Origin of the sequence: Aeromonas sp. QDB39 (genome assembly GCF_027707585.1) — a bacterium.
Classification (GTDB): domain Bacteria; phylum Pseudomonadota; class Gammaproteobacteria; order Enterobacterales; family Aeromonadaceae; genus Aeromonas; species Aeromonas hydrophila.
Window position 1 is genome coordinate 179,804 of record NZ_JAPCIV010000001.1, and the last position, 17,860, is coordinate 197,663.

The 17,860-nt window shown below is 65.4% G+C and carries 18 protein-coding genes; 12 read left to right on the top strand and 6 right to left on the bottom strand.

Going from position 1 to position 17,860, the window contains the following annotated elements; translation table 11 throughout:
* Nucleotides 1–52: 52 nt before the first annotated feature.
* On the bottom strand, nt 53–1,828 hold the full coding sequence (gene tamA, locus PG899_RS00810) for an autotransporter assembly complex protein TamA (RefSeq protein WP_077095574.1): 1,776 nt from the start codon (nt 1,826–1,828) through the stop codon (nt 53–55).
* A gap of 574 nt (nt 1,829–2,402) precedes the next feature.
* Here tamA and PG899_RS00815 point away from each other — a divergent pair.
* Both PG899_RS00815 and PG899_RS00820 read left to right on the top strand, forming a co-directional pair.
* Entirely contained in the window at nt 2,403–2,777 is a 375-nt protein-coding gene (locus tag PG899_RS00815; RefSeq protein ID WP_029301378.1) for a hypothetical protein, read from the top strand.
* A gap of 81 nt (nt 2,778–2,858) precedes the next feature.
* Complete coding sequence (locus tag PG899_RS00820; RefSeq protein WP_077095575.1) at nt 2,859–3,137, top strand: peptidylprolyl isomerase; 279 nt, start codon at nt 2,859–2,861, stop codon at nt 3,135–3,137.
* 14 nt (nt 3,138–3,151) lie between these two features.
* Here PG899_RS00820 and PG899_RS00825 read toward each other — a convergent pair whose 3' ends face one another.
* Nucleotides 3,152–3,712, bottom strand: coding sequence for a peptide-methionine (S)-S-oxide reductase (locus PG899_RS00825; RefSeq protein ID WP_077095576.1), 561 nt, complete (start codon nt 3,710–3,712; stop codon nt 3,152–3,154).
* A 51-nt stretch (nt 3,713–3,763) separates the two neighbouring features.
* Here PG899_RS00825 and PG899_RS00830 point away from each other — a divergent pair, with 51 nt between their 5' ends.
* From PG899_RS00830 to mltB, 8 genes are all read left to right on the top strand, one after another.
* Nucleotides 3,764–4,438: a DUF1499 domain-containing protein gene (locus PG899_RS00830; protein ID WP_077095577.1), complete on the top strand. Its 675-nt coding sequence runs from the start codon at nt 3,764–3,766 to the stop codon at nt 4,436–4,438.
* Nucleotides 4,439–4,449: 11 nt separating this feature from the next.
* The gene (locus PG899_RS00835; RefSeq protein ID WP_077095578.1) at nt 4,450–5,031 is read left to right on the top strand and encodes a carboxymuconolactone decarboxylase family protein; all 582 of its coding nucleotides are present in this window, start codon (nt 4,450–4,452) and stop codon (nt 5,029–5,031) included.
* Entirely contained in the window at nt 5,031–7,184 is a 2,154-nt protein-coding gene (locus tag PG899_RS00840) for an FAD-dependent oxidoreductase (protein ID WP_077095579.1), read from the top strand. The genes PG899_RS00835 and PG899_RS00840 overlap by 1 nt, the downstream gene beginning before the upstream one ends.
* Nucleotides 7,185–7,204: 20 nt before the next feature.
* Nucleotides 7,205–8,389 (top strand): ABC transporter substrate-binding protein, encoded by a 1,185-nt coding sequence (locus PG899_RS00845; protein ID WP_190283649.1) that lies wholly within the window; start codon nt 7,205–7,207, stop codon nt 8,387–8,389.
* On the top strand, nt 8,389–10,065 hold the full coding sequence (locus tag PG899_RS00850) for an ABC transporter permease (protein WP_190283650.1): 1,677 nt from the start codon (nt 8,389–8,391) through the stop codon (nt 10,063–10,065). Before PG899_RS00845 ends, PG899_RS00850 begins: the two co-directional genes overlap by 1 nt.
* Before the next feature lie 23 nt (nt 10,066–10,088).
* Nucleotides 10,089–10,727 carry an ATP-binding cassette domain-containing protein gene (locus PG899_RS00855; protein ID WP_077095582.1) on the top strand — a complete coding sequence of 213 codons (639 nt, stop codon included), beginning with the start codon at nt 10,089–10,091 and terminating at the stop codon, nt 10,725–10,727.
* Nucleotides 10,728–10,741: 14 nt separating this feature from the next.
* Complete coding sequence (locus PG899_RS00860) at nt 10,742–11,344, top strand: CDP-alcohol phosphatidyltransferase family protein (protein ID WP_077095607.1); 603 nt, start codon at nt 10,742–10,744, stop codon at nt 11,342–11,344.
* A 95-nt stretch (nt 11,345–11,439) separates the two neighbouring features.
* Nucleotides 11,440–12,543, top strand: a complete 1,104-nt coding sequence (gene mltB, locus PG899_RS00865; RefSeq protein WP_011705439.1) for a lytic murein transglycosylase B — start codon at nt 11,440–11,442, stop codon at nt 12,541–12,543.
* Between the two features lie 77 nt (nt 12,544–12,620).
* Here the strand turns inward: mltB and PG899_RS00870 are convergent, their stop codons facing one another.
* A complete protein-coding gene (locus PG899_RS00870) occupies nt 12,621–13,286 on the bottom strand; it encodes a peroxiredoxin-like family protein (RefSeq protein ID WP_077095583.1) in 666 nt (221 codons plus the stop codon).
* 112 nt (nt 13,287–13,398) lie between these two features.
* Here PG899_RS00870 and PG899_RS00875 point away from each other — a divergent pair, with 112 nt between their 5' ends.
* Nucleotides 13,399–13,989, top strand: coding sequence for a TetR/AcrR family transcriptional regulator (locus PG899_RS00875; protein WP_179101334.1), 591 nt, complete (start codon nt 13,399–13,401; stop codon nt 13,987–13,989).
* 24 nt (nt 13,990–14,013) lie between these two features.
* On the opposite strand, the gene PG899_RS00880 is transcribed toward PG899_RS00875, so the two are convergent.
* Nucleotides 14,014–14,496 carry a MarR family winged helix-turn-helix transcriptional regulator gene (locus PG899_RS00880; protein WP_024943804.1) on the bottom strand — a complete coding sequence of 161 codons (483 nt, stop codon included), beginning with the start codon at nt 14,494–14,496 and terminating at the stop codon, nt 14,014–14,016.
* Nucleotides 14,497–14,592: 96 nt separating this feature from the next.
* Here PG899_RS00880 and PG899_RS00885 point away from each other — a divergent pair, with 96 nt between their 5' ends.
* Nucleotides 14,593–15,474, top strand: a complete 882-nt coding sequence (locus tag PG899_RS00885) for a DMT family transporter (RefSeq protein ID WP_077095584.1) — start codon at nt 14,593–14,595, stop codon at nt 15,472–15,474.
* Nucleotides 15,475–15,559: 85 nt separating this feature from the next.
* On the opposite strand, the gene pgm is transcribed toward PG899_RS00885, so the two are convergent.
* Together pgm and seqA are read right to left on the bottom strand one after the other, a co-directional pair.
* On the bottom strand, nt 15,560–17,209 hold the full coding sequence (gene pgm / locus PG899_RS00890) for a phosphoglucomutase (alpha-D-glucose-1,6-bisphosphate-dependent) (protein WP_077095585.1): 1,650 nt from the start codon (nt 17,207–17,209) through the stop codon (nt 15,560–15,562).
* 57 nt (nt 17,210–17,266) lie between these two features.
* Nucleotides 17,267–17,776, bottom strand: a complete 510-nt coding sequence (seqA, locus tag PG899_RS00895) for a replication initiation negative regulator SeqA (protein ID WP_077095586.1) — start codon at nt 17,774–17,776, stop codon at nt 17,267–17,269.
* Nucleotides 17,777–17,860 lie beyond the last annotated feature (84 nt).

Here is a 17,860-nt window from a genome sequence, read left to right on the forward strand (position 1 = left end):
CGCAGCGGCCGGTCAGGAGAACAGAAGATGAGAGGAGTGGAGCGTGGCCGGATCATAGTTCAGGCCCCAGCGCGAAGTGGAGTCGCAGCGGCTTCTCCTCCTCGGAAATGCCCACCGCCAGATCGAGCCTGACCTGACCGATGGGGGTCACCCAGCGCACGCCAACCCCGGTGCCTATCTTCCAGGCCTCGCTATAGTCGACCGTGGCGGTACCGCTGTCCACGAACAGGGCCCCCAGCCACTTGTCGCTGAAGCGGTAGTTGTACTCGGCACTGGCGACGCTCACGTAGCGACCCCCCAGCAGCTTGCCGTCGCTGCCGCGCGGCGAGATGGTCTCGTAGCCGTAGCCGCGCACCGTCTGGTCACCACCGGTAAAGAAGCGCAGCGAAGGCGGCACCAGCGAGAAGCTGTCCCCTATGATGGCCCCCTGTTCAGCCCGCAGCAGGAAGCGGTGATCCTCCCCCAGGGTACGCAGCCACTTGCTGCGCCCCCACACCCGCACGAAGCTGATGTCGGAGCCCCAATAGGGATCGGAAAACTCCAGGGTGAGCTGCTGGCGATCGCCCCAGTCGGGCACCAGACCGCCGCGCACCCGCAGCCGCGACCAGGAGACGCCGGGGATCAGCAGCAAGCTGTTGCCCTCGTCGGCGCCCTGGGTATAGATCTCGTTCTCCAGCCGGATGAACACGTCCCGGTCCCAGCTCTCCGGCCGCCGCTTCCAGCGGTGCACGCTGAGGGTGGTCAGGTCGGAGCGGGTATCGTTGTTGTCCTTGTATTGATAACCGGCCTGCAGCGAGTAGTAGTCCCGCAGCGGGTTGCCCACCGGGATCTGGTAGTCGAAGCTGAGCTCGGCCTCGGGCTGGGAGACCTTCGCGGTGGCGTTGAGCCGGTGACCGTAGCGGTTGACCCAGGGCTTCTCCCAGGTGGCGCTCATGCGCGGCCCCACGTCGGTGGCATAGCCGATACCCGTTTCAATCTCGTGATCGACCCGGTTGGAGAGGGTCACCTGCACCGGCACCCGGTTGCCCTCGGCCTGGCTGATGAGCGGCTTGATGTCCACCTGCTTGAACAGCTTGGTGGAGGAGACATCCTGCGACATCTCCGCCAGCCGGATCGCCAGATAGGGGGCGCCGCTCTTGATGTTGATGAGCGGGCGGATGAGGCGCAGCGCCTCCGGCGTGGCGTCGTAGTGGATCTCGCCGAAGTGGTAGCGCGGGCCGGAGCGAAACAGGATGTAGATCTCGGCGGTGCCCTGATCCGGGAACACCTTGACCTGGCTCTTGCTGATCTTGGCGTCGAAGTAGCCGCGGGCCAGCCCCAGACTGCCCAGATCCGCCTTGATGGATTCGTATTTGCCGTGGTTGAGGGGGTCCCCCTCTTTCAGGGGCAGCTTGTCCAACAGCTCGCTGTAGAGCTCGTCGCTGCTGGCATCCCCTTCCAGCAGGATGTCGAGACGGGAGATGATGACCGGCTTGCCCGGCTCCACCTCGATGATCACTTTGGCGGGCGCCTTCTTGTCGCGGCTCAGGGTGATCTTGGGCTGATAGTAGCCATAGACCTGCAGCGCCTTTTGCACGCTCTCGGTGATCTTGGCGCGGGCCGGACGGTACTGGCGCTCCTGATAGACCGGCAGGGCGTTGAGGTAGGCCTCGACGTTGTCCTTGTTCTCCCCCTTCAGTCCCTTGATCTGATAGGTGAGTTTGGCCGCCATGGCGGGCGTGACGAACAGCAGCAGACAGAGGCTCAGTCCCAGCGCGCGAAGCCCACGACGAAAGGCCCGTGCGGGCGGTGAGATCCCTGCAGGCAGGGGCGGATTGCATCCTGTCAAACGTCAATTTCCCCGAAGAACATGATTAAAATAATGCGATATTCAGAACGAATATGAGGCTCACTCGATCGCAAACGCGCCTCATCCTAGCATATCCCCGGCCCGACATCAGAGCGGGGTGACACCGAATTTCGCCATATTATTGAAGCCTTTGCCCGCGCAGGCCGCGCATTTTTCACACTTTCCCCCGCAGACTTATGCCACTGCGGGCCAAAAAGGGCAATCCATGACCAACACGGCCATGCCAGATGGCCCCTGGCGGCCCATCCGGCCCGGTATCGCGCCACCCCTTGTTGGCCGATGGGCGCGACATCAACTGTCGGCAACTGGTCAAGATAGCGGCAAGTCCCTCTCTCAGCGGGCCCGCCAGCTGCATCCTCCTTGCCACTGGGCCGCCCGCCTTGCCCCACTCCCGTAGAGGTAGTGCATTTTATCTTGCAGGATCAAACAGTTGCCATCGCCCAATCAAAGCCTCGTTCAACCCAATCGATTTATCCCGCTGCCCCCCTGCTCACTTCTCGCCCACACTGGGGTCATTGCACCAAGGCTCGCATCCCACCAGAGGAGACACCGCATGCACGCACGCAGCGAACAGATGGCGGACTACATCGCCGACCGACTCGAATTCATCACTTTTCTCGCCTGTTGCAGCGCCCTGCTGGCCCTGCTGACCGGCATGAACGGCCAGCAGGCGCTGGCCTTCACCGCGCTGAACCTGCCGTTCGGGCTCGCCATCCTGCTGGGCATGGCCATGCTGGCACCGCTGCCGGCCCACTGGCGCCTGCCGGGCATCACCTTGCTGCTGGCGGGCAGCGCCCTGGCGACCCTGCAACTGGGGGGCAACTGGCTCAATCCGCTGGCCATCTGGAGCCTGCATGCCCTGCTCGGGCTGGAGATCCTCTGGCAGGCACGGCCCAGAACCCGGCTTGCTGCCCGTGCCCGCAGCTGAATTTGCCATGACGGCTGACGCGCGGCAGGAATTGGAGTACTCTTTGCGCCCCCGATTTGCCCACCGCCGAGGAGCGTCCCGATGAGAAAAGCCTGTGCCCAGCACATCCTGGTCAAGACCGAGAAAGAGTGTCTGGAGATCAAGGAGAAGATTGCCAAGGGAGCCGACTTCGGCCAGATGGCCAAGCGCTTCTCCACCTGCGCCTCCAGCAAGCGCTTCGGCGATCTGGGGGAGTTTTCGAAGGGCGACATGGTCAAGGCGTTTGACGATGCCGTGTTCAAGGGCGAGCTGCTGGCCGTGCTCGGCCCGGTGCGCACCAAGTTCGGCTTCCACCTTATCAAGGTGCTCTACCGCAGCTGAGTTCAGGGCCCGGTTCAGGGTTCTGGGTTCAACTCCACCGGCCAGCCGCCGCAGCGGCGGGCATAGAAGCCGAAACGCCAGGGGTGGCGAGCCGCCCAGTCCTCCATCTCCGGCGCCGGGGTGAACCGGCTCTGCGGCCAAAGCGCAACCCGGCTCGGCCGCCCGTGCAGCGCCTGCCAGCGCGTCAGGCTCACCTGGACCAAGCGCCACTGATAGTCATCCTTTGGCAGCAGGGCCGGCGCAAATGCCAGCCCCCGATTGCAATACTGGCCCTCGCCATCGCGCCCATCCACCAGCTGCCAGAACACGTTGAGCAGATCGCCATAACCCACCTTGACCGGGTCATAGTCGATGCGCACCGCCTGGCGCCGCGGCGGCACTTCCCGCCAGCTCGACCCCGTCGCCGCCAGCTGGCTGACGTAGCCCGGCTCCACCCGGCTGACCCCAGGCAGGGTCTCGTAGACGGCTTCGGCGCGCCACATGTCCCCCGCCGCCAGCACGGCGCTGTCCGCCCACAGCGGAACGCTTGGGAAAAGCAGCAGGATTGAGATAAATTTACTAACGTTATCAGTCAATTAAGTTTATCCTTCTGGGCACTTGTCCATCATAACCAGTGGATCCCCGTTATGCCCAGATATTTGTGGTGGCCGCTTCTGGCCTGGTTGCTGCCGCTCGCCGGCGCCCTCGGCAGCCGTGTTCACCTCTGGCCCTGGTGGCTGGGGTTCGCCATCTGCCTGCTCGGGGCCCTCGTCTCCCTCGTCTTGCTGGCTCGCCTGCCCTGGTCTCGCAATCGCTGCGCCAATGGCTGGGGCGCCGTACCCCTGCTGTTGCCCCTGGCCTTCGTGGTGCAGGCGCTGCGCACGCCGCTGGTCAACGATGTGAGCACGGATCCCAACAACCCGCCCCAGTTGCACTGGGCCAGCGAACTCAGAACGGCGCAGGATCTGCCGATTAATCCGGCCCCCTTGAAAGCTGTTGAGGGGAAACCCGGTCCTCTCTTTACCAGCGCCTCCCCGGTCGAGGTGATCACCGAGGCCCACGCCCTGATGGAGCAGCTCGGCTGGCAAGTGCGGCCAAGCCCGGAAGGACTCGAGGCGGTGGTCACCACCGGCTGGTTTGGTTTTCAGGATGACGTGGCGCTGCGGGTCTTTGCCGGGCCCAAGGAGACCCGCATCGACATGCGCTCCGCCTCCCGTCAGGGGCAGAGCGACCTGGGCACCAACCGGGCCCGCATAGAGGAGTTTCTGATCCGCCTCAACGAGCGGCTGGGTCAGGCCTACAAACCCAACTTGAAGCAATAAGAAGGTCATCCATGCGCGTCGAGGTGAAAGCCGATCGGGAATATGCCTGGTTTATCCGCCCCTTTTTCTGGCTGCAACAGCGCCACTACGGCCAGGTGCTCATTCCGGGCAAGTGCTGGGGCCGCTCGCCGCGCCTGTTTGCCGCCGTCGCCACCCTCTATGGCGTCATCAACCGCAAGCGCTCCCCCATCGACCCCGTGCTGCGCTCCCTGGTGACGGTGCGGGTCTCCCAGCTCAACTGGTGCCGCTTTTGCGTCGACATCAATGCCATGACCCTCATCAAGCGGGCGGGCTCCAGCGAGAAGGTGGAGGCGCTCGCCAACTGGCGCGAAAGCCCCTTGTTCGACGAGCGGGAACGGGCCGTGCTCGACTACACCGAGGCGATGACGGGGCTTGATGGAGTCAGCGATGAGCAGGCCGCCCGCCTCAAGCCCTGGTTTGACGACGATGCCATGGTGGAGCTCACCGGCCTCATCGCCTTCCAGAACATGTCGGCCAAGTTCAACGCCGCCCTCGATATCCCCCCGCAGGGCTTCTGCCAACTGCCGGTGCAGCCAGTGCGTCCGGCCCAGCCGGATAACAAGGACGCCTGATGAGAGGCTCCCGCCTGCTGCTGGTGCTGGTGATGGGCTGCCTCATCGGCGCCTTTTTCGCCTTCGACCTTGGCCACTACCTGAGTCTGCCCCAGCTGCAGGCCCGTCAGGCCGAGCTGGCCGCCCTGGTCGACCGCCATTTCGTCAGCGCCGCCCTGCTGTTCGTCGCCGTCTATGTGGTGAGCACCGCCCTCTCCCTGCCCGGTGCCAGCCTGCTCACCCTGGCAGGCAGCGCCGTATTCGGCGTCGTCTGGGGGTTGCTGCTGGTCTCCTTTGCCAGCAGCATTGGCGCGACCCTGGCCTTTCTCAGTGCCCGCTTTCTGCTGCGCGACTGGGTCGAGCGGCGCTTTGGCGACAAGCTGGCCAGCTTGCAGGCCGGCATGAAGCAGGAAGGGGCGCTATATCTGCTGAGCCTGCGCCTCATCCCCATCTTCCCCTTCTTTCTGGTCAACCTGCTGATGGGGCTCACTCCCATCAGAGTCAGCACCTACTACTGGGTGAGCCAGCTTGGCATGCTGCCCGGCACCTTCGTCTACGTGCTGGCAGGCAGCGAGCTTGCCAACCTCACCAGCACCGGCAATATCCTCTCCCCCGGTCTGATGGTGGCGCTGACCCTGCTCGGGCTGATGCCGATGCTGCTCAAGGGTCTGCAGCGGCGTCTCGCCCTGCATCGGTTGCACGCCCCCTACCGCAAGCCAAAACACTATGACTACAACCTGCTGGTGATTGGCGCCGGGGCCGGCGGCCTCGTGACCAGCTATATCGCCGCGGCGGTGAAGGCCAAAGTGGCGCTCATCGAGAAGCACAAGATGGGCGGCGATTGCCTCAACAGCGGCTGCGTCCCCTCCAAGGCGCTGATCCGAAGCGCCCGCTTTGCCGCCGAACAGCGTCGGGCCAGTGAACTGGGCTTTAGCCCAAGTCAAGCCAGCGCCGATTTCGCCGCCGTGATGGAACGGGTCGCCCGCGTCATCAAGGAGGTCGAGCCCCACGACTCCATCGAGCGCTATCAGGGGCTGGGGGTGGAGTGTATCGAAGGGGAGGCGCGGCTGGTCTCCCCCTGGGAGGTGGAGGTGAACGGCCAGCGCCTTGCCAGCCGTCATATCGTTATCGCCACCGGCGCCCGGCCGCTGGTGCCCACGCTGCCGGGCCTTGAGCAGGTGCCCTGGCTCACCTCCTACACCCTCTGGCAACTGCGCACCGCGCCGCGCCAGTTGCTGGTGCTGGGCGGCGGCCCCATCGGCTGCGAGCTGGCCCAGAGTTTTGCCCTGCTAGGGGTGCCCGTTACCCTGGTGGAACTCTCGGATCAGCTGCTGCCCCGTGAAGAGCGGGAAGTGGCCGCGCTGCTGGCGGAACAGCTGGCCCGCGATGGCGTGCGGGTGCTCACCGGCTGGCGCGCCGAGCGAGCCGACTATCTGCCCGCAGCCGAGGGAGATCTCCCCATCCGGCTGCAACTGCGCCGGGGCGATGAGACGCAAACCGTTGCAGGGGATCAGCTGCTGCTGGCGCTGGGCCGGGTGGCCAACGTCAGCGGCTTCGGGCTCGAAGCGCTGGGGGTGGAGCTGACCCAGCGCGGCACGGTGGCGGTCGATGGCTTCCTTGCCACCAACTTCCCCAGCATTCTGGCGGTGGGGGACGTAGCGGGCCCTTACCAGCTCACCCATGCCGCCGCCCATCAGGGCTGGTATGCCGCAATCAATGCCCTGTTCAGCCCGTTCAAGCGCTTTCGGGCCGACTATCGGGTCATGCCGGCCGCCATCTACACCACCCCCGAAATCGCCCGGGTCGGCCTCAACCAGAAAGAGGCCAGGGCGCAGGGCATCCCCTTCGAGCTGACCCGCTTCGAGCTGGCCGAACTGGACAGAGCCATCGCCGACGGCGAGCGTCAGGGCTTCATCGAGGTGCTCACCGTGCCCGGCAAGGATCAGATCCTGGGTGCCACCCTGGTGGGCACTCACGCCGGCGAGCGGATCGCCGAATTCGTGCTCGCCATGCGTCACCACCTCGGCCTTGGCAAGATCCTCGCCACCATCCACGCCTACCCCACCCTGATGGAGGGGAACAAGTATCTGGCTGGCGAGTGGCGACGGGCCCGTCAGCCCGCCACCCTGCTGGCGCTGCTGACCCGTTATCACCGCTGGCGCCGCCGCGCCTGACTCAACTCCAGGTAACCCAGATGCGACACTCATTGCCCTCGTTCAAACAGCTGTTGCGCGCCCTGCCTCTGCTGGCAGGCAGCCTCCTCTTCACCCAGGCCTACGCCGGCGACAACCCGCAGTGGCAGCAGACCCTTGAGAAGGCCAAGGGGCAGACCGTCTACTTCAACGCCTGGGGTGGCAGCCCGGAGATCAACGCCTATCTGGTGTGGGCCGGCCAGGAGCTGGCGCGCGAATACCAGGTCAAGCTGGTGCAGGTGAAGGTGGATGACATCGCCCAGAGCGTCAGCCAGTTGCTGGCCAACAAGCAGGCGGGCAAGCACAGTGGCGGCCCCATCGACCTGCTCTGGGTCAACGGCGAGAACTTCAAGGCGCTCAAGGAGCAGGGGCTGCTCGGCGCCCCCTTTACCCGTGAGCTGCCCAACATGGCGCTGGTCGACGGCGCCCTGCCGGTGAGTGAGGACTTCACCGTGCCGGTGGAGGGGCTGGAAGCCCCCTGGGGCATCGGCCAGCTCAACCTGATGGTCAACGGCGAAGAGGTCAAACAGCTGCCCACCTCGGCGGCGGCCCTGCTCGCCTGGACCAAGGCCCACCCCGGCCGCTTTACCTATCCCAAGCCACCCCAGTTTCACGGCTCCAGCTTTCTCAAGCAGATCTTGCTGGAGCTGACGCCCGACCCCGCCCCCCTCTATCGGGAGGCGACCGATGCCGAGTTCATCAGGATCACAGCCCCGCTCTGGGCCTGGCTCGATGAGCTGCACCCGGCACTCTGGCGCAAGGGCAAGCTGTTTCCGACCAGCGCCGCCGAAACCCGCCAGCTGCTCGATGACGGCGAGCTGGCGATGGCCATCAGCTTCAACCCGCAGGAAGCGCAGAGCGCGGTACAAAATGGCACCCTGCCCCCCAGCGTGATGGCGGTGGCCATGGCGAAAGGGGCGCTCACCAACAGCCACTTCCTCGCCATCCCCTTCAATGCCAACGCCCGCGCCGGCGCCAAGGTGGTCGCCAACTTCCTGCTAAGCCCAGCCGCCCAGGCGCGCAAGGCCGAGCCCGCCTTCTGGGGCGATCCCAGCGTGCTGCGGGCCGATACCCTGCCCGCCTCCCAGCAGCCGGTGCCGGCGCTGCGCTTCAAGGCGGTGGCCGAACCCCACCCCAGCTGGCAGCTCAGGCTCGAAGCGGCCTGGGCCGAGCGCTACGGTCACTGATGAGCCGGTTCGGCCGCTCTTTGCTTGATTGGCGCCCCCTGTTCACTGCCGGGTGCGCCTTGGTTTTTGGTCTCCCGCTGCTGGCGGGGGGCTGGCAACTGCTGGCTGAGGGGTTGACCCGACCCCACCTGCAATTGCTGCTGGCCCAGCCGGGCCTGTGGCACTCGGCACTGCTGAGCCTGTGGATTGCCGCCGCCTCGACCCTGGCCAGCCTGCTGCTGACCGCCCTGCTGCTGGCCCACAGCGACAGCCGGGCCGTCGGTTGGCTGCGCCGGCTGCTCTCGCCCTTGCTGGCGCTGCCCCACGTTGCCTTTGCCATCGGCTTTGCCTTTCTGCTCGCCCCCTCCGGCTGGTTGCTGCGCCTGCTCTCGCCGACCCTCACCGGGTTCGCGCTGCCCCCCGACTGGCAGACCCTGCGCGATCCCGCCGGGCTTGGGCTGATCTTCGCACTGATCTTCAAGGAGACCCCCTTCCTGCTGCTGATGGCGCTCGGCGCGCAAGACCCCGCCAGGGCGGCGCGCCAGCAGTGGCTGGGGGCGAGCCTCGGCTTCAGCACCCCCCAGATCTGGTGGCGCCTGCTGCTGCCGGCGCTGTGGCCCGCCCTGCGCCTGCCCCTCTATGCGGTAGCCGCCTACGGGGTGGCGGTGGTGGATCTGGCCCAGCTGCTCGGGCCCGATGCCCCCGCTCCGCTGGCTGTGCGCCTGTGGCTCTGGTATCAGGACCCGGATCTGGTCTGGCGCGGCGCCACCGCCAGCGGCGCCCTGTTGCTGCTCGCCATCACGGCGCTGTTGCTGGCTCTGCTGCGGCTGCTGGAGCTGGCCCATCGAACCCTTGGCAAACCCGGCTGGCTCGATGGCCGGCGAGCAAACCCAAGCGCTCTTGGCCGCGCCCTTGCCACCGGCAGCGTGGCGACCCTGATTGCCCTCAATCTGGCGGTGCTGGGGGCCTTGCTGCTCTGGTCGCTGACCCGGCGCTGGCCCTTTCCCGCCCTTTGGCCAAGCCAGTGGAGCGGCCGCTATTGGCTCGACCTGTTGCCGACTCTGTCGCCGCTGTTGACCACCAGCATCCTGCTGGCGCTGGCGAGCGGAGCCATAGCGCTGGTGATGGCGGTGCTGAGTCTGGAGGCGCAGGCGGGCCGCCGCCCCTGGCCGCTCTGGCTTATCTGCCTGCCGCTGCTGCTGCCGCAGGCCAGCCTGCTGTTTGGCATTCGGCTCGGGGTAGACTGGTTCAGCCTCGGGTGGGGGGGCAACGGTATCGGCTGGGGCTGGGTGCTCTGGAGCCAGCTGCTGTTTGTCTTTCCCTATGTTTATTTGTGCCTGCACGGCCCTTATCGCCAGTTCGACGCGCGGCTCACCCAGAGCGCCTTGCTGCTGGGGGCAACCCCGTGGCGAGCCTGGTGGCAGGTGAAAGGGCCGCTGCTGGCCCGTCCGCTGTTGTTTGCCTTCGGCGTCGGAGCAGCTGTGAGTCTGGCCCAATACCTGCCGACCCTGCTGTTTGGCGCCGGCCGGGTGGTCACCATCACCACCGAGGCGGTGGCCATCGGCAGCGGCCTCAACCGGCGGCTGGCGGGGCTCTACGGCCTGCTGCAACTGCTGCTGCCACTCGCTATCTATCTGCTGGCGCTCTGGCTGCCGGCCCGACTCAACCCGGCGCTCAAGGGAGGCGGCTCACGATGAACTCTCATGTTGGAAATAACCATATGCTGAACACCACCCCTCTTCGCCTCTATCTGGAGGATAACCTGCTGCTCTCGCTGCCCGCCCTGCAGGTGGCACCAGGCGAGGTGTTGACCCTGATGGGCCCCAGTGGCTGTGGCAAGAGCTCGCTGCTGGCGGCGCTGGCGGGGGTACTGCCCGCAAGCGGCCCGCTCCGGCTGGAGGGGGACGTGACCCTCGGCGAGCATCAGCTCACCCAGCTGCCGCCCCAGGCGCGGCGCATCGGCATGCTGTTTCAGGATGATCTGCTGTTCGACCACCTGACGGTGGCGGAGAACCTGATGTTCGGCATGCCTGCGACCATCAAGGGAAAAAGTGCGCGGCGAGAAAAGGCGGTGGCCGCGCTGGCACAGGTGGATCTGACAAATCAGGCGGACAAGCTGCCGGGGGCGCTCTCCGGCGGCCAGAAGGCTCGCGTCAGCCTGCTGCGAGCACTGCTGGCCGAGCCCGAGGCATTGTTGTTGGACGAGCCCTTCTCCCGCCTCGACAAGCCGCTGCGGGCCGCCTTTCGCACGCTGGTATTCGCGCAGATCAAGGCACTGGCCATCCCCGCCATTCTGGTGACCCACGACGCAGACGATGCGCCGGGCACCATACTCCAGCTTACCGAATCCTGTTTTTGACCGAGGAGTTCACCTTGTTTGACCGCCACCTGATCCCCGTTATCCGCAGCCCCCTCACCCGGCTCGCCAGACCGCTCTGCCGCGTCGGGATCAGCGCCAACCAGGTAAGCCTCACCGGCTTTGCCATCGGTATGCTGGCGTTGCCGTTGCTGGCCTTTGGCTGCTATGAGTGGGCGCTAGCAGCCATCCTGCTCAACCGGCTGCTGGACGGGCTCGACGGCGCTGTGGCGCGGGAAAGCGGCATCACGGACTGCGGCGGCTTTCTCGACATCACGCTGGATTTCATCTTCTACGCCGCCGTGGTGCTGGGCTTTGCCCTCGCCGCCCCCGCCAATGCGCTGCCCGCCGCCACCCTGCTGTTTGCCTTCATGGGCACCGGCTCGAGCTTTCTGGCGTTTGCCATCATGGCGGGCAAGCGGGGCATCGACAATCCGGTCTACCACCACAAGTCCCTCTACTATCTGGGCGGTCTCACCGAGGGGAGCGAGACCATCGCCCTGTTCGTGCTGATGTGCCTGTGGCCCGCCGCTTTCGCCCCGCTCGCCTACGGCTTTGCCCTGCTCTGCGCCATCACCACCCTCACCCGGCTCTGGAGCGGTTACCACACCCTGCGTTGAGGCCAAACGGCGGGAAGGGCCCGCTACGGAACACTTGCGCATGGACGACAATGTTTTACCATGGCGACACTCTTTTTCAGGCTCATGAGAACCTTATGCGTCGCCTTGTCTCCGTGCTCACCCTCTCCCTGTTTCCCATGCTCTATGGCTGCAGCAGCACGCCGGCTGCCAAGCCCGTGGTCAAGCCCCAGCCCAACAGCGCCTTCATCAACCAGACGCCGCCGAGCAAACCCTTCTACGGGCAGGTGAGCCAGCCGGGTGTCAGCAAGGGGGACTTCGCCAATCGCGCCAACGTGGACAACTTCGTGCAGCGGATGGTGCAAAAGCACGGCTTCGACGGCGCCGAGCTGCACCGGGTGCTGGCCCAGGCCGAACGCTATGACTGGATCATCCGCCTGATGGATGCCCAGGCCCCCACCACCACACCACCCACCGGTCCGACCGGCGCCTGGAATCGCTACCGCGCCAAGTTCATCACCCCGGATAACGTACAGAACGGCGTCAGCTTCTGGCGTGAGTACGAGAACGAGCTCAACCGTGCCCAGCAGGTGTATGGGGTGCCGCCGGAGATCATCGTCGGCATCATAGGCGTGGAGACCCGCTGGGGCCGGGTGATGGGCAAGACCCGCATCCTGGATGCGCTGGCGACCCTGGCGTTCGACTACCCGCGCCGGGCCGAGTTCTTCACCAGCGAGCTGGAATCCTTCCTGGTGATGACCCGCGACGAGGGGATGGATCCCACTGAACCCAAGGGCTCCTACGCCGGCGCCATGGGCTACGGCCAGTTCATGCCCTCCAGCTTCCAGCGCTACGCGGTGGACTTCAACGGCAACGGCCACACCAACCTGTGGGATCCGGTGGATGCCATCGGCAGCGTAGCCAACTACTTCAAGGCCCACGGCTGGGAGAAGGGGCAACCGGTGGCGGTACGCGGTCAGGGCCAGTTGCCCGGCTACGAGCACGGCTTCCAGACCCGCTACCCGGTCGCCTCCCTGCGCCGCGCCGGGCTGACCCCCACCAGCACCCTCGGCAACCACAGCGAGGCGAGCCTGCTGCGCCTGGATGTCGGCACCGGCTATCAGTACTGGTACGGCCTGCCCAACTTCTACACCATCACCCGCTACAACCACAGCACCCACTACGCCATGGCGGTTTGGCAGCTGGGGCTGGCGGTGAAGGATGCCCGCGGCGGTTACTGAGTCGACCGGATAAAAAAGGCGGCCCTCAGGGCCGCCTCGTCAACCATCCACACTGCGCCTTTGGGCGCAGTGTGCGTTTACAGTGCCCCCGCCTTCGCCAGACGATCCAGCTCGGCAAGCAGGGCGGCCGGCTCGACCCGACGGGTGTAATCGGCGTTGATGAAGTGGTAGAGCACGGTGCGGTCCTGACCGATGATGTAGCTGGCCGGCACCGGCAGAGTGAAGCTCTCGTCGCCGTTGCTCGCCGGGATGTCGATGCCAAAGCCGGCATAGATGGGCCTGAGCGCCTCCGGCAGCTCGAACACCAGTCCCAACTCTGCCGAGACCCGGTTGCCCTCGTCGCTCAGCACGGTGATCGCCAGCCCGTTGGCGGTGAGGGTATCCTGCGCCGAACTGGGGGTTTCCGGCGTCATGCCGATGAGGTTCACGCCGCGCTCGCGCAGCGCCGGCAACACGGCGTTGAGCGCCTGCATCTCCATGTTGCAGTAGGGACACCAGCCACCGCGATAGACGTTGAGCAGCACAGGCCCCTCCGCCAGATAGTGGGAGAGCGGGCGCACCACCCCGTGCTGATCCGGCAGGGCGAAATCGGGCATCCGCTCTCCGCGCCCCAGCGCCCCCTGCTCCAGCCCGCTTGCCTGCAGGTTGCGGGTCGCCTCCTCCATCAGAGCCAGTACCGGGGCCGGTACCTGACGCTGCTTCTGCTCATCGTACGCTTTGATTTTTTGCTCGAGTGTGTGCATCATGACCATCCTTTTTGTAGTGGTCGCTACAATATCAAGCGAGCCACACCCCATGGTCAAGTTGTTTTTTAGCGATCACTCCAAAATGGAGTTTCACAAGGCAGGACTCGAGATGGCAAGACCCGCATCATTTGACAGAGAACAGGTACTGGAAATCGCCCTCAACGCCTTCTGGGATACCGGCTTCAGCAACACCGGCATTGCCGCGCTGGTCGAGCGGATGGGGCTCAAGCCCAGCAGCCTGTATGGCGCCTTCAGCTCAAAGGAGGGGTTGTTCATGGAGGTGCTGCAGCGCTATTCGGCGCAGAGCCTGGCGCAGATCGAGCAGATCCTGGGCTCGGCAGCCTCCCCGCTGGCGGGCGTGCAGGCCCTGCTCGATGCAGTGGCCCGGGATGCCATCGCCAGCGAGGCGCACCGTGGCTGCCTGCTGGTCAACACCTTGCTGGAGATCGGCCGCCACCACCCGCTCATTCAGGAGACCGCCAGCAGCCACCTCGCCGAGGTCGAGCTGCGGGTCAGCGCAGCCTTGTGCCAGGCGCAGGCGGCAGGGGAGCTGGCCGCCGGGCGCGACGTCGACGCCACCGCCGCCTTGCTGATGACCATGGTGTGGGGATTGCGCGTGCTGGGCCGCACCCATCCGCCCGCCGCCAAGGTGAACGCGGTACTGGCCCAGATGCAGGCCATTCTGTCTGCGGACGCATGACGACCGCTCACCAGGCTGCGGAGTTCACTCGTTTTCCAGCAGCCAGCGCTTGAGCAGGGCGGCCAGCTGGTCCTGCTCGGCCAGGGTCAATGGCGCCAGCAGGCGCCGCTCGTTGGCCACGTGCCGCTCCACCGCCCGGTCAACCAATTCCCGGCCCGCGTCGGTCAGGCAGACCAGCAAGCTGCGCCGATCGCTCGGGGCGGCCTGCCGCTCTACCAGCCCCCGCTCTGCCAGTTTATCGAGGCGGGCGGTCATGGCCCCCGAGCTCAACATGGCGGATTGATAGAGCACGGTCGGGGTGAGCGGTTCGCCGGCCCGGCGCAGGGTCGCCAGAATGTCGAAGTCGCTGCCGAGCAGGCCGCACTCCTTGAGCTCCTCGCTCACCTCCCGTCCGGCGATCGCCGCCATTCGCGCCACCCGTCCCAGCACGCCCATGGGAGAGCAGTCGAGATCTGGTCGCTGCCGGGCCCACTGGGCCAGCAGCAGGTCTACATGATCTGATTCCATCTTCGGCCACTTATCTTTTTATCGAGATACTTGATGGTAAACCAATTTGAGGCTAATTTATCTTTACTTAAAGATACTTCATAAAGAGACAAGTTCATGCCCATGCTGATCGCCCTGCTGGCCCCTTTGCTCTGGGGCAGCACCTATGCCGTCGTCAGCCTCTCTCTGACCGACTACTCCCCCTACTGGGTGGCGGTGTGGCGGGCGTTGCCGGCCGGCCTGCTCCTGTTGCTGGTACGCCCGCGCCTGCCGCCCCTGCCTTGGGGCAAGCAGTGCCTGCTGGCGTTTTGCAACATCGCTGCGTTTTTCGCCCTGCTGTTCGTGGCCGCCTTCCGGCTGCCGGGGGCCGTGGCGGGCACCCTGGGTGCCACCCTGCCGCTGGTCCTGATGTTGCTGGCCTGGCTGCAGGATGGCGTCAGGCCGTCCCTGAAATGGCTGCTGCTGGGCCTGATGGGGCTGGGCGGGGTCTTGTTGCTGCTCAACCCTTCCGCCAATCTGGACCCTGTCGGCGTGACCTGTGCCCTGCTGGCGACCCTGCTCATCGGCCAGTCCAGCCGCTGGATGCAGCGCTGGCCAGTGAGCGATCTGCTGGCGCTGACCGCCTGGCAGCTGCTGCTGGGCGGCCTGATGCTGATCCCGCTCGCCTGGTGGCTGGCCGGTCCCATGCCGCTGCCTCAGCCGGCAAGCGTTCCCGGCCTGCTCTGGCTGATCCTGCTCAACACGGCGCTGGCCTACTGGGCCTGGCTGTGGGGGCTCAAGCGCCACGGCCCGGAGGTGATGGGCATGCTGGCCCTCACCAACCCCATGGTGGCGGTCTCCTGCGGCGTGCTGATGGTGGGGGAAACACTGGACGCTCGCCAATGGCTCGGCATCGGGGTGATCCTGCTCTCCTTGTTCCTGATGAAGCTGCCGGCCCGCCACTTCTTCAAGCGCTGGCAGGCCCGCCGGGCGAGCACCGGTCAGTGCGGCAGGCCGTGAGCACGACCCATTCAACTCAAGCGCAATAAAAAAAGAGGAGCCATCAAGACTCCTCTTTCACATTCCGCAGGTGTTTGAGTCGAACTCAGACCCCGGCCTTGGCCAGGGCGGCGGAGACGATCTGCTGGGCTTCCTGCTGGATGAGGTCCAGGTGCGCCTCGCCCTTGAAGCTCTCCATGTAGATCTTGTAGATGGACTCGGTGCCGGAGGGGCGCGCCGCGAACCAGCCGTTCTCGGTCACCACCTTGAGGCCGCCGATGGCGGCATCGTTGCCCGGCGCCTTGGTCAGCTTGGCGATGATGGGCTCGCCGGCCAGGGTGGAGGCTTCCACCAGCGCCGGATCCAGCTTGGAGAGCACTGCCTTCTGGGCGCTGTTGGCCGGGGCGTCGATGCGACGATAGCTGGAACGACCAAACTTGGCTTCCAGTGCATCGTAGTGGGCCTGCGGATCCTTGCCGGTCACCGCCAGAATTTCCGCCGCCAGCAGCGCCAGGATGAAACCATCCTTGTCGGTGGTCCAGACGGTGCCGTCTTTGCGCAGGAAGGAGGCGCCCGCGCTCTCCTCACCGCCAAAGCCGAACTCGCCGCTGTAGAGGCCATCCACAAACCACTTGAAGCCGACCGGCACCTCTTTGAGGGTGCGGCCAATCTCGCCGGCAACCCGGTCGATCATGGAAGAGGAGACCAGCGTCTTGCCGACTGCAGACTCTTTGGACCAGCCGGTACGATGGGTAAACAGATACTGGATCGCCACCGCCAGATAGTGGTTCGGGTTCATCAGGCCGGACTTGGTGACGATGCCGTGACGGTCGTAGTCAGGGTCGTTGCCAAGGGCGATGTCGAACTTGTCCTTGAGGGCAATCAGGCTGGCCATGGCAAACGGGCTGGAGCAGTCCATCCGGATCTTGCCGTCTTTATCCAGGGTCATGAAGGAGAAGGTCGGGTCGACCTTGTAGTTCACCACCTCGATGTTCAGACCATAGGTCTTGGCGATGACGTCCCAGTAGGCAACGCCGGAGCCGCCCAGCGGATCGACACCGATCTTGATGCCGGCCTGCTTGATGGCCTCCATGTCCAGCACGTTCTTCAGGTCATCCACATAGGGAGTGACATAATCGTGCAGGGCCACGAACGGGCTCTTGAGGGCCTCGGCGAACGGCATCCGCTTCACGCCGGCAAGGTTCGCCTCAAGGATGGCGTTGGCACGGTCTTCCACCCACTTGGTAATCTCCCCTTCGGCGGGACCGCCGTGGGGCGGGTTGTATTTGAAGCCACCGTCTTCCGGCGGGTTGTGGGACGGGGTGATCACCACGCCGTCCGCCAGGGCCGCCGGTTTGCCCGCGTTGTGGCGCAGGATGGCGTGGGAGATGACCGGGGTCGGGGTGAAGCCAAGACCGGCCTGAATGCGGGTCTCGACGCCGTTGGCCGCCAGCACTTCCACCGCGCTGGCAAAGGCGGATTCAGACAGGGCGTGGGTATCCATGCCGACAAACAGCGGGCCCGTGATGCCGGCCTGCTGGCGATACTCCACCAGCGCCTGGGTCACCGCCAGGATGTGGGATTCGGTGAAGGCGTTGTGCAGGGCGCTGCCGCGGTGACCGGAGGTGCCGAAGGCAACCCGCTGCTCGGGGCGGCTCATGTCGGGCTTGTTGAGGTAGTAGGCGCTGACCAGACGGGGGATGTTGGTCAGGTCGCTCAAACGGGCCGGCTGACCGGCGTGGGAATGCTGTGCCATGGCGTTGTCCTTGCTTGATGGCGGCCTTGCCCGGCAAGGCCTGAGTCTGATGAAGCGTTAAATTGCGCCGCACACCCGGGCGATCACCTCATCGCCATACCCCATGCTGGTCATCAGCTGGGCCACCATGTTCTGCTTGCGACTGGTGTTGGTATTGGTGATCACCCAGAACGGGGTTTGTGGCACCGGCTTGGGCTTGGTGGTGCTGCCGCTGGCGCGCAGAGCATCGGGATCCCGCGAGAAATAGACGCGCTTGCGCCCCTTGATTTCGGTGGCCTGGGTAAACCCGACCGGGTCATCCCGGTAGAGGGTACTGAGCACCTGCATGAAGCGGTTGATGGACTTCTCTTCTTTTTGCAGCTCGCCGGAGTCGAGCAGCGCCTCCAGCCCCATGGCATCGGCCACGGCGTGCGGCTGGGCCGTCGTCACCGGCTCGGCAACCGGCGCAGCCTGGTTGGCGGGCTGTTCCAGCAGGCGGCGCAGGATATCGGAGGCACTCTCGCCGATGTGCCGGGTCTGGCTGGCGATATAGAAGTAGAGATCGTCATCAAGCTCGATGGTTTTCATAGGGATGCGCTGGACTCGTCGAAATTCGGATGCGGCGATTATACATAGGCAAACCCGGCAGCCCAAGCAAGGGGCGGACAGATG